This is a genomic window from Streptomyces sp. NBC_01233, from assembly GCF_035989305.1.
GTDB lineage: Bacteria > Actinomycetota > Actinomycetes > Streptomycetales > Streptomycetaceae > Streptomyces.
This window is the reverse complement of the sequence record NZ_CP108514.1, coordinates 5,815,263-5,828,599: the sequence shown is the minus strand read 5'-3', so window position 1 is coordinate 5,828,599 and position 13,337 is coordinate 5,815,263. Positions and strand designations below refer to the sequence as shown.

Genomic DNA, 13,337 nt, shown 5'->3' with positions numbered 1-13,337 from the left:
CTCCCACCCAGGAGAACGCATGCGGCTCCATACCCGCCGGAGGGCCGCCGTCACGGCGGCCCTGCTGGCGCTCGCACTGGGCGCACCCGCCTACGGCATGAGCGCGACGGCATCGCCACCGCCCACCCCGTCCACCGCCACCCAGGACGAGGCCATCGTCCAGTACCGGATCCACGGCCCCTCCACCCCCGCCGACCGCACCGCCCTGCTCCGTACGGGCGTCTCGATCGACGAAGTGGACGACCACACGGTCGTGGTCAGCGCGGACACCATGCAGGCCAAGAACCTGCGCGCGCTCGGCTACCGGCTCACCGCACTGCCCGGACCGCCGGACCGCTCCCTGCCCGGCATCGCGGCCAGCCCGATGGACTTCCCCTCGGCGGACTCGAAGTACCACAACTACGCCGAGATGAACGCGGAGATCGACCAGCGCATCGCCCAGTACCCCGCCATCATGAGCAAGCGGGTGATCGGGAAGTCGTACCAGGGCCGCGACCTCGTCGCCATCAAGATCAGCGACAACGTGGCGACCGACGAGGCCGAACCCGAGGTGCTCTTCACCCACCACCAGCACGCCCGCGAGCACCTGACCGTCGAGATGGCGCTCTACCTGCTCAAGGAGTTCGGCTCCAAGTACGGCACGGACTCCCGCGTCACCAACGCCGTCAACGGCCGCGAGATCTGGATCGTCCCGGACCTCAACCCGGACGGCGGCGAGTACGACATCGCCACCGGCTCCTACCGCTCCTGGCGCAAGAACCGCCAGCCCAACAGCGGATCCTCGTACATCGGCACGGACGAGAACCGGAACTGGAACTACAAGTGGGGCTGCTGCGGCGGCTCCAGCAGCAGCAAGAGCTCCGAGACCTACCGGGGCGCGGCCGCCGAGTCGGCGCCCGAGGTGAAGGTCGTCTCGGACTTCGTCCGCAGCCGCGTCATCGGCGGCAAGCAGCAGATCACGGCCGCGATCGACTTCCACACGTACAGCGAGCTCGTGCTGTGGCCCTTCGGCTACACCTACAACGACACCGCCCCGGGCCTGACCGCCGACGACCTCGCCGTCTACAAGAAGATCGGCACGAGCATGGCGGCGAGCAACGGCTACACGCCGGAGCAGTCGAGCGACCTGTACATCACCGACGGCACGATCGACGACTGGCTGTGGGGCAACCAGAAGATCTTCGCCTACACCTTCGAGATGTACCCGGAGAGCGGCGGCGGCGGTTTCTACCCGCCGGACGAGGTGATCGACCGCGAGACCGCGCGGAACAAGGACGCGGTGCTCCAGCTGCTGGAGAACGCGGACTGCATGTACCGCTCCATCGGCAAGGAAGCCCAGTACTGCGCGTAGTACGCCCGTGAACGGGGCGCCCCGCCGCCAGGGGGGCGCCCCACCCGCATGTCCCGGCCGGCCGCGGCTCAGCCGAGGACGGCGAGGGCGTCGATCTCGACGAGCAGCCCGGCCGGCAGGCCCACGTACACGGTGGTGCGGGCGGCGGGGGCCTCCTTCAGGCCCTGCTCCTCGAAGTAGGTGTTGTAGATGCCGTTCATCTCGGCGAAGTGCGCGGTGTCCGTGAGGTAGACGCGGATCATCATCACGTCGTCCCAGCCCGCACCGCCCGCCTCCAGCACGGAGCGGACGTTCTCCAGCGTCTGCAGGGTCTGCTCGCGCAGCGTCGGCCCGGCGGGGGTGGGCGGCTGCCCGTCGACGTGCGGGAGGAAGCCGACCTGGCCGGCGACCTGGAGGATGTTCCCCTTGCGCACGCCGTGCGAGAACCTCGCGGGCGGGGCGGTGTGGGTGTCGGGGGTGATGGCGGTCTTCGCGGTGCCTGCGGTGCTCGCTGTCACGTTCTCTCCTGTGCTCCTGAACAATCCTGGCTGATGGCGTCGGCGGTACGGAGTACCTGCGGCAGCAGTTCGAGGAGCCCGTCCGCGGAGACGACCACGCCGGGCGCGGAGACGGAGAGCGCGGCGACGACCCGCCCGTCCGGCCCGTGCACGGGCGCGCCGAGGCAGTTGACGGACTCCTCGTGCCCGCCGAGGTCGGTGGCCCAGCCCTGCTCGCGCACGAGGTCCAGCTCGCGGAGGAAGGCGGCGGCGTCCGGGGTGGAGCGGGGGGTGTAGCGGGGGTACTCGATCCGCTCGGCGAGGGCCCGGCGTTCGGCCTCGGGGAGGTCGGCGAGGAGCAGCTTGGCGACGGCGGCGACCGTGAGGGGCACGGGCCTGCCGATGCGGGAGTACATGCGGACGGGGTAGCGGCTGTCGACCTTGTCGACGTACACGACCTCGTCGTCCTGGTGGAGGGCGAGGTGAACGGTGTGGCCGGTGGCCCGGTTGAGCTCGACGAGGTGGAGGTGCGCGATCTCCCGGACGTCGAGGTTCTCCATGGCCTCGGCGGCGAGCGCGAAGAGCTTCGACCCCAGTCGGTAGCGGCCGTCGGCCTGGCGGTAGACGAAGCCGTGCTCGTCCAGCGTGCGCAGGAGGCGGAGGGCGGTGCTCTTGTGCACGCCGAGCTCGTCGGCGACCGCGCCGAGGGCGGCCGGGCCGTTCGCGAGCAGCGGCAAAATCCGAAGCGCCCGCTCCACCGACTGGCTCACGCCGTGCCTCCCTCGTCGTCCCTTGTGCGGCGCCGCCGCTGGGGCTCCGCCCCGGACGCCGCGCCTCAAACGCCGGCGGGGCTGAAGTCCAGAGGCGCGGGGTGCCGGGGCCGGACCCCGCACCGGCGGCGCGCGTTGACCCACCGTCACCCGGGATGTTAGACAGCGTGCAGCGGCATACGCAACGACCGTTGCATACCACGCAATCCCGGGAGGCACCCGCATGGCCAGCGACAGCGACCCCGTCAAGGACCTCGCCGACGAGCCGGTCGACCACCGGTTCAAGGGACTCCCGCCGGACGCCCAGACGCAGGGCCTCACCGTCGGGCAGCTCGCCGCCCAGCGCCGGGACCTCCACACCGGCGGTTTCACCACGCCCGTCCTGACGCTCGACGCCGACGCGCTGGAGCACAACCTCGCCGCCCTCGGCGCCTACGCGGCCCGCCACGACCTCGCGTTCGCCCCGCACGGCAAGACCTGCATGTCCCCGCAGCTGTTCCGCCGCCAGCTGGACCACGGCGCGTGGGGCATCACCGCCGCCGTCCCCCACCAGGCCCGCGTCTACCGCGCCTTCGGCATCCAGCGGATCTTCCTCGCCAACGAGCTCGTCGATCCCGCCGCCCTGCGCTGGGTCGCCGGCGAGCTCGCCGCCGACCCCGACTTCCGCTTCGTCTGCTACGTCGACTCCGTGCGCGGGGTCCACCTCATGGACCGCGCCCTGCGCGACGCGCCCGCCGTCGTCGACGTCGTCGTCGAGCTCGGCGCCGGCGAGGGCGCGCGCACCGGGGCCCGTACCGAAGAGGACTGCCGCGTCGTCGCCGACGCGGTCGCCGCCACCGCCACCCTGCGCCTGGTCGGCACGGGCGGCTACGAGGCCGAGGTGCCCGACGCCGACCCGGCCCGGGTCCACGCGTACCTGCGCCGGCTCACCGCCCTGGCCGTCGAGTTCGACAAGGCGGGCCGGTTCGCCCCCGACCTGGAGGAGATCGTCGTCAGCGCCGGCGGCTCCGCCTGGTTCGACGCCGTCGCGGACGTCTTCGCCGAGCTGCCGGAGCTGTCCCGCCCCACGCTCAAGCTGCTCCGTTCCGGTGCGTACGTCTCCCACGACCACGGCTGGTACACCCGCCTCACCCCCTTCAACCGCCACCCCGAAGAGGGCGGCCTGCGCCCGGCGTTCCGGCTGTGGACCCAGGTCGTCTCCCGGCCCTCCCCCACCCAGGCCTTCGTCAACGCGGGCAAGCGCGACATCGCCTACGACCTGGGGCTGCCCGGGGCCGAGCTGGTCCGCGACGCCCTCACCGGCGTCGAACGCCCGGCCACCGGCGTCCGCGTGGTGAAACTGTCCGACCAGCACGCCTGGCTGGAGACCGACTCGGCCGACGACATCCAGGTCGGCGACCTGGTGGCACTCGGCATGTCGCACCCCTGCACGATCTTCGAGAAGTGGCCGCTGATCCCGGTCGTGGAGGCCGACGGCACCGTCACCGACTACGTCCGCACCTTCTTCTAGGAGCGGACCGGTGGACCTGGTCATCCGGGGGGCCCGCGTCGTCGACGGCACGGGCGGGCCCTCGTACACCGCGGACGTCGGCGTCCACGAGGGCCGGATCGCCGAGATCGGCTCGCTCCCCGGGGGCCGCAGGACCCTCGACGCGCACGGCCTCGCCCTCGCTCCCGGCTTCGTCGACATGCACGCCCACAGCGACCTCGCCCTGCTCCGCGACCCGGACCACAGCGCGAAGGCCGCCCAGGGCGTCACCCTCGAAGTCCTCGGCCAGGACGGCCTGTCGTACGCGCCCGCCGACGACCGGACGCTCGCCGGGGTACGGGCCGCCATCGCCGGCTGGAACGGGCCGGGCGACGACGTGGACTTCGACTGGCGCACGGTCGGCGGCTACCTCGACCGCCTGGACCGGGCCCACGGCGGTCGGGGCATCGCCGTCAACGCCGCCTACCTCGTCCCGCAGGGCACCGTCCGCGCGTACGCCCTCGGCTGGGACGACCGCCCCGCGACCGCGGCCGAGCTGGACCGGATGCGATCGCTCGTCGCCGACGGCCTGGCGCAGGGCGCCGTCGGCATGTCCTCCGGCCTCACCTACACCCCCGGCATGTACGCCTCGGGCGCCGAACTGACGGAGCTCTGCCGGGTGGTGGCGGAGTACGGCGGCTACTACTGCCCGCACCACCGCTCGTACGGCCACGGCGCGCTCGCCGCCTACGCCGAGATGATCGGGCTGACCCGGGAGGCCGGCTGCGCCCTGCACCTGGCCCACGCCACCATGAACTTCGGCGAGAACGAGGGCCGCGCCCCCGAGCTGCTCGCCCTGCTCGACGCGGCCCTGGCCGAGGGCGCCGACATCACCCTCGACAGCTACCCGTACACCCCCGGCTGCACCACCCTCGTCGCCCTCCTGCCCAGTTGGGCGAACGAGGGCGGCCCGGAGGCGGTCCTGGCCCGCCTGCGCGACGACGCCCAGGCCGGGCGGATCCGCCACGCGCTGGAGGTGGAGGGTGCGGACGGCTGCCACGGGGTGCCCGTCGACTGGTCCACGGTCGAGATCTCGGGCGTCGCCGATCCCGCCCTCGGCGCGTACGTCGGCACGCGCCTGGACGGCTGGGAGGCCGCCCGCCGGCTGCTGCTGGACGACCGCCTCGCGCCGACCGTCCTCCAGCGCGTCGGCCACGAGGAGAACGTACGGGCGATCATGCGCCACCGCGTCCACACCGGCGGCTCCGACGGCATCCTCCAGGGCGCGAAACCGCACCCGCGCGCCTACGGCACCTTCCCGCACTACCTCGGCCACTACGTCCGCGAACTCGGCCTGCTCTCCCTGGAGGAGTGCGTGGCGCACCTGGCCGGCCGCCCCGCAGCGCGCCTGCGTCTGCCCGACCGGGGCCTGGTCCGCGTCGGCCACCGCGCGGACCTCGTCCTCTTCGACCCCGGCACGGTCGCGGCCGGCTCCACGTACGAGCAGCCGCGGGTGCTGCCGACCGGCATCCCGCACGTCCTGATCGACGGGCGGTTCGTCATGCGCGACGGGCGCCGGACGGACGTGCTGGCCGGGCGTTCCGTGCGCCGCACCGCACTCGATCTTCGGTAAATCCGGCACCTACGATGGGCGGCATGGTCGCCTTCGCCCTCGCCGCCCTGCTCTTCCTCGCATTCTGCATAAGCGTCCGGCAGGACCGGCGCCGCTTCAGCAACGCCGTGCTCCTGGGGCTGACCTTCCTCAGCGCCTGCTCCGCCCTGTTCCTCCAGGTGGGCAAGCTGCCCACCTGGGCGGCCGTCACGGTCGTCGTGCTCGCCTTCGCCTCGCCCGCGTTCGGCACCCTGGCGCTGGGCGTCTTCCTCGTCCGCAACGGCGTGACCATGATCCGCAAGGAGGGTCTGCGGCCGGCCAACCTGCTGTCGATGCTCGCGGGCCTCGCGATCTTCGCGCTGATCGCTTTGCTGATCCTCGTCGGCGTGGTCGGCTCGCCCGTTCTGGGCGCCATCGCCGGAACGCTCACCGTGGTGGCCGGCTACGTCTCCTTCGTCTTCTTCTGCTTCCTCGGCTACGCCTTCCTCTACGGGCGGATCAAGGTGCGCGGCGGCGTCGACCACGTGGTCATGCTGGGCTCGGGCCTGATCAGCGGGGACCGCGTGCCGCCGCTGCTGGCCTCGCGCCTGCGCAAGGGACAGCAGATCTACGAGGGCCAGCTGGCCCGGGGCAGCCGGCCGCCGGTGCTGCTCGTCTCGGGCGGCAAGGGCTCGGACGAGAAGGTCGCGGAGGCCCGGGCGATGGCGGACTGGCTGATCGCGGAGGGCGTGCCGGCGGAGCACATCGTGCTGGAGGACCGGTCCACCACGACCGAGGAGAACATGCGCTTCAGCCGGGAGATCATGGAGGCGCACGATCCGGCCTACCGGTGCGTGGTGGTCACCAACAACTTCCACGCCTTCCGGGCCGCGATGCTGGCGCGCAAGACCGGCGTCAACGGGCAGGTTCTGGGCTCCCCCACCGCGAAGTACTACTGGCCGAGCGCCACCATCCGGGAGTTCGTCGCCATCTTCTGGGAGCACCGGACGGTGAACCTCGCGATCTGCGGCCTGCTGACCGTGCTCGGCGCGCTCGGCACGCTGGCCGCGGTCCTCGTCTGACCCGCGCGCACGCGGAGGTGCCGTGACTCCCCCCTTGGCAGCCACGGCACCGGCATTCTCCCGTTCGCTACAGGCGCTGCCAGAGCGCCGGGACGTTCGGTGGCTCCCAGCCCGTCTGCGCCTGGTGCCCCTGGATGCAGCGGTAGCTCGCGCCGCCGTGGGTGACGGTGGCGCCGGCCGCGTAGACGGTGCCCGCCTTCCAGGTGCCTCCCGGCTCGGGCTCACCGGGGCCGGGGCCCGGGTCGCTGCCGGTGACCTTGAGGGTCAGTCCGTACGCCGACAGGATCGGGTTCAGCGGCTGGAAGAAGGTGGTCCCGCCGCTGGAGCAGTTGCCGGAACCGCCCGAGGTCACGCCCTGGGCCTGGCTCCCGGAGATGTAGGAGCCGCCGGAGTCGCCCGGCTCGGCGCAGACCGTCGTACGGGTCACGCCGGAGATGGTGCCCTCGGGGTAGGTGACGCTGGTGTTGTGCTGCTGGATCGTGCCGCAGTGCCAGCCGGTGGTCGAGCCGGAACGGCACACCGAGGCCCCGACCGGCTGCAGCACCGAGCCCGTGACCTGTACGTTCGCACCCCCGCTGCCCTTCACGTACGGGGTCGAGGCCCACTGGGCGTTGGCGGCCACCCAGGCCATGTCGTTGCCGGGGAAGACGGAGGCCTGGAAGGAACCCTGCGCGACCTGGTTGAAGCCGCTGGTGGTGGTGCCGGCGCGCCCGCAGTGCCCGGCGGTGGCGAAGCCGTTGGCGGTCCCCTTGGTGACCGGGAAGCCCACGGAGCAGCGGCCGCTGCCGTTCATGTAGTAGGCGTCCCCGCCGCGCAGGTCGTAGAGGGGACGCGGGGCCTCGGCCGTACGGACCACCGTGACCAGGGCCGCGTCGGTCCCGGTGGCGGCCAGCAGCCGCGCGGCCGCTCCCGGCTCGGCCTCCTCGACGACGAGGGTGTTGGAGCGCGGGTCGACGTACCGCACGGGGGTGTCGGCGGTGGCCGCCCCGTCCAGGGCGGCCTTGGCGGAGTCCAGGTCGGCCAGGGTGCGGGCGACGAGTTTCGCCGTGGCCCCGGTGGCCCGTATCGCGGCGGTGTCGGCGGCGCGGGTGGTGGCGACGGTGAGGGTGGCGGCGTCGACCCCGTCCACCCAGGCCCCGGCGAAGGCGGCGCCGAGCCGCATCCGCAGCCGGGCGGCGGTGGCCCCCGCCTCGGCCTCGTGTGCGAGTCGGGCCTTGGCCTGCGTGGGGGTCAGGCCGAGGTCGCGCTGCATGGCGGCGAGCAGCTCGGGCGGGGCGTCGGCGGGGCGCAGGGTCGTCGCCGCCGAGGGGGCGGCGGGGGCGGAGTCGGCGGTGGCGCCGCTCGTCCCGGCCAGCAGCAGCCCGGCGGCGGCCAGGGCGGTACACGCCGCGCGGGCGTGTCGCTTGAGCATGGGGATCTCCTCGGTTTCCGGTGGGGTCTGCGGAAACCGTAGAAATCCGAACCGGCCTGCGGCAGCTGCCGGTTGACCCCTCCCCCGGCGTTATGGCCGCGGTGCCTCGGCGGCCGAAGTGCGTTCATGGGCCGGTGGTCGGACCATGGGGCCAGGGGAAGGGGAAACCGTAGGAGGTACGCGATGGTCAGTGAACCCGACGAGCAGCCCACACGGTCGGACCGGCTCTTCACGGGCGGGGAACGGCCGTACGACCCCGAGGACCTCGTGATGGTGACCGGCCACGACCCGACTCCGGAGCGGGTCGAGAAGGCACGCAAGCTGATCGAGAAGGAGGGCCCGCAGGTCATCGAGCGCTACCTGCCGTAAGCAGGCCGCCACGAAGGCTGCCCACCGCCCCCGGCCCCGCCGGGGGCATCCGCACCCTCCAGCCCCGCCGCACCACTCAGCCCCGCCGGCACCCTCCAGCCCCGCCGCACCACTCAGCCCCGCCGGCACCCTCCAGCCCCGCCGCACCACTCCAGTCCCGCCGGGCCACTCAGTCCCGCCGGGCACCCTCCAGCCCTGCCGCACCACTCCAGTCCCGCCGGGCACCCTCCAGCCCCGCCGGCGTTTGAGGCGCGGGGCGCGGGGCGGAGCCCCGATCCTCCAGCCCCGCCGGCGTTTGAGGCGCGGGGCGCGGGGCGGAGCCCCGATCCTCCAGTCCCGCCGGCGTTTGAGGCGCGGGGTCCGGGGCGGAGCCCCGGCAGCGAAGCCGCAGCCGGGCGGCGGACTAAGCGGCGGACCGCGGCAGCGCGGGCCGCAGGCCCCCGCCCGCCCTGCCCAACGCCTCCGCATGCGCAGCCCGAGCCTGCTCCAGCACATCCGCGGCCAGGGCGGCGGCCCGCCCGGCGGGATGCCAGCCCAGCAGGTGCCGCCACACCAGCGGAGTCCCGGCGAGCGGCCGCGTGACCACCCCCGGGGTCGCCGGGAAGGTCGCCCGGCACAGCCCGACCGCCCGCCCGCCCGACCTGCACCAGGTGCACGCACGACGCGGTGTCGGTCTCGTAGACACAGGCGGGCGTGAACCCGGCCCGTACGCAGGCCGCGGCGAAGCAGTCCCCGAAGCACCCGTCGCCCGGTACGTCCGCCCATGCCTCGGCGGCCAGCTCGGCCAGCTCGGCCTCCCCGCGCGGGGCGAGGGCCAGCGGATGGTCCTCGGCCAGCATCACGTGCACGGGGTCCCGCGCCACCTCCATCCAGGCGAGGCGCCCCGGCTCGGGCGGGGCGCTCTCCCCGCAGACCCCGACCAGCGCGAAGTCCAGGCGCCCGTCGGCGACGCTCCCGGCGACCTCCCGCTCGGACCAGGAGGTGTACGTGGTCACCGGCACCCCGGGCGCCTCGCGGGCGAGCCGGTCCACGAGCCCGCCGAGCAGCGGGCCGTGCGTCCCGCCGAGCCGGTGGCCGTGCGCCGCCCCCTGCCGGGCGAACCGCCGGGCCTCCTCCTGCAGCTCGCACACCGCGGGCAGCAGCACCCGCGCCCGCTCCAGTACGAGCTCCCCGAGCGCGGTGGCCCGTACGCCCTCCCGCCCGCGCACGAACAGCGTCCCGCCCAGCACCCGCTCGATCCGCTTCAGCTGCGTACTGAGCGCGGGCTGCGCGAGGCCGAGGATGGTGGCGGCCCGGGTCAGACTCCCGGCGTCGGCGACGGCCCTGACGATCTTGAGGTGCCTCAGCTCCAGATCCATGCGACGAGCTTGGTCCAGACCTGCAGCCGTGCGCTACGGGTCGTGCGCATCCAGAATCGTTAATGCTCGTTAGCCGCCAGGGGGCCACAACCCTAAGGACAGGTAAATGCACGCACTCGATGTCGACTGGGAACACCCCACGGACCCGCGACCCGGCCCACGGCTCGACCACGTCCGCGCGTACGTGACCACCGCGGGCGCCGACGGGCACCTGTGGCACGGCGTTCCCACCCTGCTGCTCACCACGGTGGACCGTGCCACCGGCCGCACCGTCCGCACCCCGCTGATCTACGGCGAGGACGCGGGCCGCTTCATCGTCCTGGCCGCCGGCCACGGGGCCCCGGACCACCCCCACTGGTACCGGAACCTCACGGCCCACCCGGAGGTCCGCCTGCAGGTCGGGGCCGCCACCGTGAAGGCGACGGCGCGCACGGCCACGCCCGAGGAGCGGGAGACGTACTGGGACATGATGACGGCCCTCTGGCCCCCGTTCGAGGACGACCAGAGGGCCGCCCGGCCGCGCGAGATCCCTCTGGTGATCCTGGAGGGGTAGCGCGTACGGATCGCGTACGCGACCGGTTTCCGACGACGACGGGAGGGCGGGAGGGGCCCTAGACCGCGGCGTCGAACGTCACCGAGCGCACCTCGAGGTCGTCGCGGGCCGGGTTGCCGTTCGCCCGCAGCCGGTACTCGGGGCCCGTGCAGTTCGCCCCCTTGTAGACGATCACCGCGGCGTCGGTCTGGTTGTGCGGGCCGTAGCCGGGCTGCACCTCGTCGGAGCCGACGGCGTACAGGTTGACGCACTTGCCGCTGTGCGGGTCGTGCAGCACGATCTTCTGCTCGTGCCCGAGGCCGTCGACGTACTTGTAGGAGAAGTCGCCCGTGGCGGCCAGCGCCGACCCGGACAGCGACAGGGTCAGGGCGAACGCGGCCACGGCAGCGGCCGCGGCGTTGCGGAGCTTCATGGGAGGGATTCCTTCCGAGGGAGGCTGGGGCATGCGAAGCACGACCCTAGGAGGACGGAACGGGACGAATCGATCCTCCAAGATCGCTCGGCGTGGCGCGCTCGCAGCGCGTGCCGACGCCGGACCCTAGGTGGTCGACGCGGCGACCGCGCTGTACGTGCGCCCGCCCGCGACGTAGTCGCCCAGCGGGGTCATGCCGAAGCCGTCGACGTGCACCCTCCAGGACGGCACGTTGCCGGCTTCGATGAACGCCACCACGACGTCGGCCCGCTCCGAGGCCGCCGCCACGGCCATGGTGAACAGGGCCCGGGCCACACCCCGCCCCCGGTACGCGGCATCGACCACGACCGGCCCGTAGAGCAGCCACCGCGCCTCGGCGAGCGGGTGCCCCTCCCACTCCAGGGCGTCCTGGGCCCGGAGCAGCCCCGCGACCGGCGGCGACGGATCGGCCAGATCCGCGGCGACCGACAGGGCGAGCAGGCCGGCGACCCGGCCGCGGTCGTCCGCGACCAGCAGCTCCCCGGCCCGGGCCATCGCCCGCAGGACGCCGGCGTCGAAGCGGCCCTGCACGAACCCCTGCTCCGCCCGTTGCCGCTCCGTCAGGGCGTCGTGGTGGTTGGCGGCGAAGAGCTCGGCCATGGCGGGCGCGTCGGCCTCGGTGGCGTACCGGTACTCCATGCCGCGATCGTGCCACGCGCGCCCCGCCCGGCCCCGTCGCCGACACCGATGTCTAGGCCGGGTGGTGCAGGGCCCGGGCCCGGGCGAGGTCGATCGCGGTGCCCGTACCCACGTCCAGGAAGCATGCGGCCTGCCACGCCTGCGTTCCCCGGGCCTGCCGGCTCTCCACCGCGACCCACGGCGGGTACACCCGGAAGGCGCGCTTCCCGCCGGCCCCGTTCACGGACAGGATGCCGCGCGCACGGAGCACGTCGCGGGGGAACACGAACTGCCCGAAACGGTCTCCGTCCCTGGCACTGACCACGACGAGGTCGACCGGGTCCCCCACGTCGAACGGCCGGATCGGCCCGGCGTCGGACCGCTTCCACACCGTGACGAACTGCCCGGCCTTCGTCGGGGTCGTCCTGGCCGCGCGGAAGGTCACACGCAGCCCGTCCAGGGTGAACTCGTACGCCCCGTACTCGGCGCTCTCCGCCTCGGCGACCGGCCGGGAACACGTGAACCCGCACCGGTCGTAGACCAGCGCCTTCGCCACGAGGAGATCCTCGTGCACCGCCCCCGCGCCCGCCCACGACCCGACCGCGGGCGCATCCGGCTCACCGGTGGTCATAGACGGTCACCTCCACGTCCCGTGCGCACAGCGCGTCGGTGATCAGCGGCTCGATGCGCGACCAGGCGCCGCCCGCGAGCCCGCACCCGATGCGCGGCATGTGGACACCGGCGCCCAGGTCGACGGCGTGATCGGCCAGCGCGCCGAGGCAGCGCCGGACGGCGTCGTAGCGGATCGGCGGCCCCCCGCTCCCGGTGCGCATCCCGCGCTGCCCGACCATGTTGGCCACCCACACATCGGGCTTCACCCGCACCACCTGCACGGCGCCGAGCCCGAAGTCGTTCCCGCCGCGCCCCCGGTGCCAGGCCCGGTACGCCGCCTCGGGCTCGGGCCACCGCTTCGAGACGGCCAGCACGAAGCCCTTCCCCCACCCGCCGAGGTCATTGCAGACATGGGCTATGACCTTGGGCCCCTTGGCCTGGGGACTCGTCGCGTCCCCGGCGATAATCCTGAGCGGCTTCATGTCCCGAACGCTACGCGGGACCACTGACAACGCGGGCCGGGCCGGACGGGAGCCCCCGCCCGGCCCGGCCACCCCGCCGCACCGCCGCCCCTCACAGGTACTCGCGCGCGAATTCCACCGCCCACTCCACCGCCGCCACCGGGATCGCGGCCGACTCCGGGGCGATGGTGATCCGGGCGGACTCCCAGCCCTCGTCGTGCTCGCGGAAGATCGCGAAGTGCCCTTCCTCCGCGGCTCCTTCCGCTCTGACCAGGAACTCGATCGCCCGGTCGTCGCCGTCCGTGCCGACCGTGGTGATCGCCATGTCACCGACTACGAACTCCACTGCTCGCGCCCCTCAGTAGCCGCTGTTCAGGTACACCAGGAAGAGCAGCACCATCAAGACCGCCCCTGCCGCCATGAGGGCGCCCGCCACGGCCACGATCGCCGTGCCCACACGCTCCGTGCCCCGGCGGTAGTCCGCCGGCTTCCACTCGCCCTGGTTCATGCGCCCAGCCTCACGGCACCCGCGCGGCGCCGCATGAGTGCGCGTACTCATGCGGCGTACTCAGTCACCCTCGGTTCCCGGCCGTTTCCCGAGGTGACGAGCGCAACATCCCCCACTTCGGCGCGGTCCGCACCCACCCATTCCGCAGGCCGGAACGCGGGCGCGGCCCCGGATTCCAAGGGGGGACCGCGCCACCACCCACCCATTGCCCGAAATGGGACATATTGCTCTTCGAGTCTCTCTTCGAAAAGCCGCGTC

At 73.3% G+C, this 13,337-nt stretch carries 15 protein-coding genes and 1 pseudogene; 6 read left to right on the top strand and 10 right to left on the bottom strand.

The genetic code is table 11. The features are described 5' to 3' along the window. Positions 1-19 precede the first annotated feature (19 nt). The gene (locus tag OG332_RS27885) at positions 20-1,351 is read left to right on the top strand and encodes a M14 family metallopeptidase (protein WP_327416030.1); all 1,332 of its coding nucleotides are present in this window, start codon (positions 20-22) and stop codon (positions 1,349-1,351) included. Between the two features lie 68 nt (positions 1,352-1,419). Here the strand turns inward: OG332_RS27885 and OG332_RS27880 are convergent, their stop codons facing one another. Next, a complete protein-coding gene (locus OG332_RS27880) occupies positions 1,420-1,848 on the bottom strand; it encodes a RidA family protein (protein WP_327416028.1) in 429 nt (142 codons plus the stop codon). After that, positions 1,845-2,597 carry an IclR family transcriptional regulator gene (locus tag OG332_RS27875; RefSeq protein WP_327416027.1) on the bottom strand — a complete coding sequence of 251 codons (753 nt, stop codon included), beginning with the start codon at positions 2,595-2,597 and terminating at the stop codon, positions 1,845-1,847. The genes OG332_RS27880 and OG332_RS27875 overlap by 4 nt, the downstream gene beginning before the upstream one ends. Positions 2,598-2,820: 223 nt before the next feature. On the opposite strand from OG332_RS27875, the gene OG332_RS27870 reads away from it, so the two are divergent. Genes OG332_RS27870 through OG332_RS27860 form a run of 3 tightly spaced genes read left to right on the top strand, consistent with a single transcriptional unit; the run spans position 2,821 to position 6,738 of the window. Next, entirely contained in the window at positions 2,821-4,107 is a 1,287-nt protein-coding gene (locus OG332_RS27870; RefSeq protein ID WP_327416026.1) for an alanine racemase, read from the top strand. 10 nt (positions 4,108-4,117) lie between these two features. Further along, entirely contained in the window at positions 4,118-5,698 is a 1,581-nt protein-coding gene (locus tag OG332_RS27865) for an N-acyl-D-amino-acid deacylase family protein (RefSeq protein WP_327416025.1), read from the top strand. Between the two features lie 23 nt (positions 5,699-5,721). Beyond that, complete coding sequence (locus tag OG332_RS27860; protein ID WP_327416024.1) at positions 5,722-6,738, top strand: YdcF family protein; 1,017 nt, start codon at positions 5,722-5,724, stop codon at positions 6,736-6,738. A gap of 67 nt (positions 6,739-6,805) precedes the next feature. Here OG332_RS27860 and OG332_RS27855 read toward each other — a convergent pair whose 3' ends face one another. Next, entirely contained in the window at positions 6,806-8,149 is a 1,344-nt protein-coding gene (locus OG332_RS27855) for a carbohydrate-binding protein (RefSeq protein ID WP_327416023.1), read from the bottom strand. Positions 8,150-8,332: 183 nt separating this feature from the next. On the opposite strand from OG332_RS27855, the gene OG332_RS27850 reads away from it, so the two are divergent. After that, entirely contained in the window at positions 8,333-8,518 is a 186-nt protein-coding gene (locus OG332_RS27850) for a hypothetical protein (protein ID WP_053679190.1), read from the top strand. 403 nt (positions 8,519-8,921) lie between these two features. On the opposite strand, the pseudogene OG332_RS27845 reads toward OG332_RS27850, so the two are convergent. Beyond that, a pseudogene (locus OG332_RS27845) lies at positions 8,922-9,876 on the bottom strand (LysR family transcriptional regulator). Between the two features lie 106 nt (positions 9,877-9,982). Between OG332_RS27845 and OG332_RS27840 the strand changes: the two are divergent. Continuing rightward, a complete protein-coding gene (locus tag OG332_RS27840; protein ID WP_327416022.1) occupies positions 9,983-10,429 on the top strand; it encodes a nitroreductase/quinone reductase family protein in 447 nt (148 codons plus the stop codon). 58 nt (positions 10,430-10,487) lie between these two features. Here OG332_RS27840 and OG332_RS27835 read toward each other — a convergent pair whose 3' ends face one another. The 6 genes from OG332_RS27835 to OG332_RS27810 all read right to left on the bottom strand — a co-directional run bounded on the left by OG332_RS27835 (position 10,488) and on the right by OG332_RS27810 (position 13,079). Further along, on the bottom strand, positions 10,488-10,841 hold the full coding sequence (locus tag OG332_RS27835) for a hypothetical protein (RefSeq protein WP_327416021.1): 354 nt from the start codon (positions 10,839-10,841) through the stop codon (positions 10,488-10,490). Positions 10,842-10,967: 126 nt separating this feature from the next. Then, the gene (locus OG332_RS27830) at positions 10,968-11,519 is read right to left on the bottom strand and encodes a GNAT family N-acetyltransferase (RefSeq protein ID WP_327416020.1); all 552 of its coding nucleotides are present in this window, start codon (positions 11,517-11,519) and stop codon (positions 10,968-10,970) included. 52 nt (positions 11,520-11,571) lie between these two features. Continuing rightward, a complete protein-coding gene (locus tag OG332_RS27825) occupies positions 11,572-12,129 on the bottom strand; it encodes a MepB family protein (RefSeq protein WP_327416019.1) in 558 nt (185 codons plus the stop codon). Continuing rightward, positions 12,116-12,592 (bottom strand): macro domain-containing protein, encoded by a 477-nt coding sequence (locus OG332_RS27820; protein ID WP_327416018.1) that lies wholly within the window; start codon positions 12,590-12,592, stop codon positions 12,116-12,118. Before OG332_RS27820 ends, OG332_RS27825 begins: the two co-directional genes overlap by 14 nt. A 91-nt stretch (positions 12,593-12,683) precedes the next feature. Beyond that, the gene (locus tag OG332_RS27815; protein WP_327416017.1) at positions 12,684-12,917 is read right to left on the bottom strand and encodes a hypothetical protein; all 234 of its coding nucleotides are present in this window, start codon (positions 12,915-12,917) and stop codon (positions 12,684-12,686) included. 12 nt (positions 12,918-12,929) lie between these two features. Next, complete coding sequence (locus OG332_RS27810) at positions 12,930-13,079, bottom strand: hypothetical protein (RefSeq protein ID WP_327416016.1); 150 nt, start codon at positions 13,077-13,079, stop codon at positions 12,930-12,932. Positions 13,080-13,337 lie beyond the last annotated feature (258 nt).

Bases quoted from the DNA above. Each gene is read 5' to 3' on its own strand.
- OG332_RS27885 (WP_327416030.1), top strand. From the start codon at position 20: ATGCGGCTCCATACCCGCCGGAGGGCCGCCGTCACGGCGGCCCTGCTG.
- OG332_RS27870 (WP_327416026.1), top strand. From the start codon at position 2,821: ATGGCCAGCGACAGCGACCCCGTCAAGGACCTCGCCGACGAGCCGGTC.
- OG332_RS27860 (WP_327416024.1), top strand. From the start codon at position 5,722: ATGGTCGCCTTCGCCCTCGCCGCCCTGCTCTTCCTCGCATTCTGCATA.
- OG332_RS27855 (WP_327416023.1), bottom strand. From the start codon at position 8,149: ATGCTCAAGCGACACGCCCGCGCGGCGTGTACCGCCCTGGCCGCCGCC.
- OG332_RS27850 (WP_053679190.1), top strand. From the start codon at position 8,333: ATGGTCAGTGAACCCGACGAGCAGCCCACACGGTCGGACCGGCTCTTC.
- OG332_RS27840 (WP_327416022.1), top strand. From the start codon at position 9,983: ATGCACGCACTCGATGTCGACTGGGAACACCCCACGGACCCGCGACCC.
- OG332_RS27835 (WP_327416021.1), bottom strand. From the start codon at position 10,841: ATGAAGCTCCGCAACGCCGCGGCCGCTGCCGTGGCCGCGTTCGCCCTG.
- OG332_RS27830 (WP_327416020.1), bottom strand. From the start codon at position 11,519: ATGGAGTACCGGTACGCCACCGAGGCCGACGCGCCCGCCATGGCCGAG.
- OG332_RS27825 (WP_327416019.1), bottom strand. From the start codon at position 12,129: ATGACCACCGGTGAGCCGGATGCGCCCGCGGTCGGGTCGTGGGCGGGC.
- OG332_RS27820 (WP_327416018.1), bottom strand. From the start codon at position 12,592: ATGAAGCCGCTCAGGATTATCGCCGGGGACGCGACGAGTCCCCAGGCC.
- OG332_RS27810 (WP_327416016.1), bottom strand. From the start codon at position 13,079: ATGAACCAGGGCGAGTGGAAGCCGGCGGACTACCGCCGGGGCACGGAG.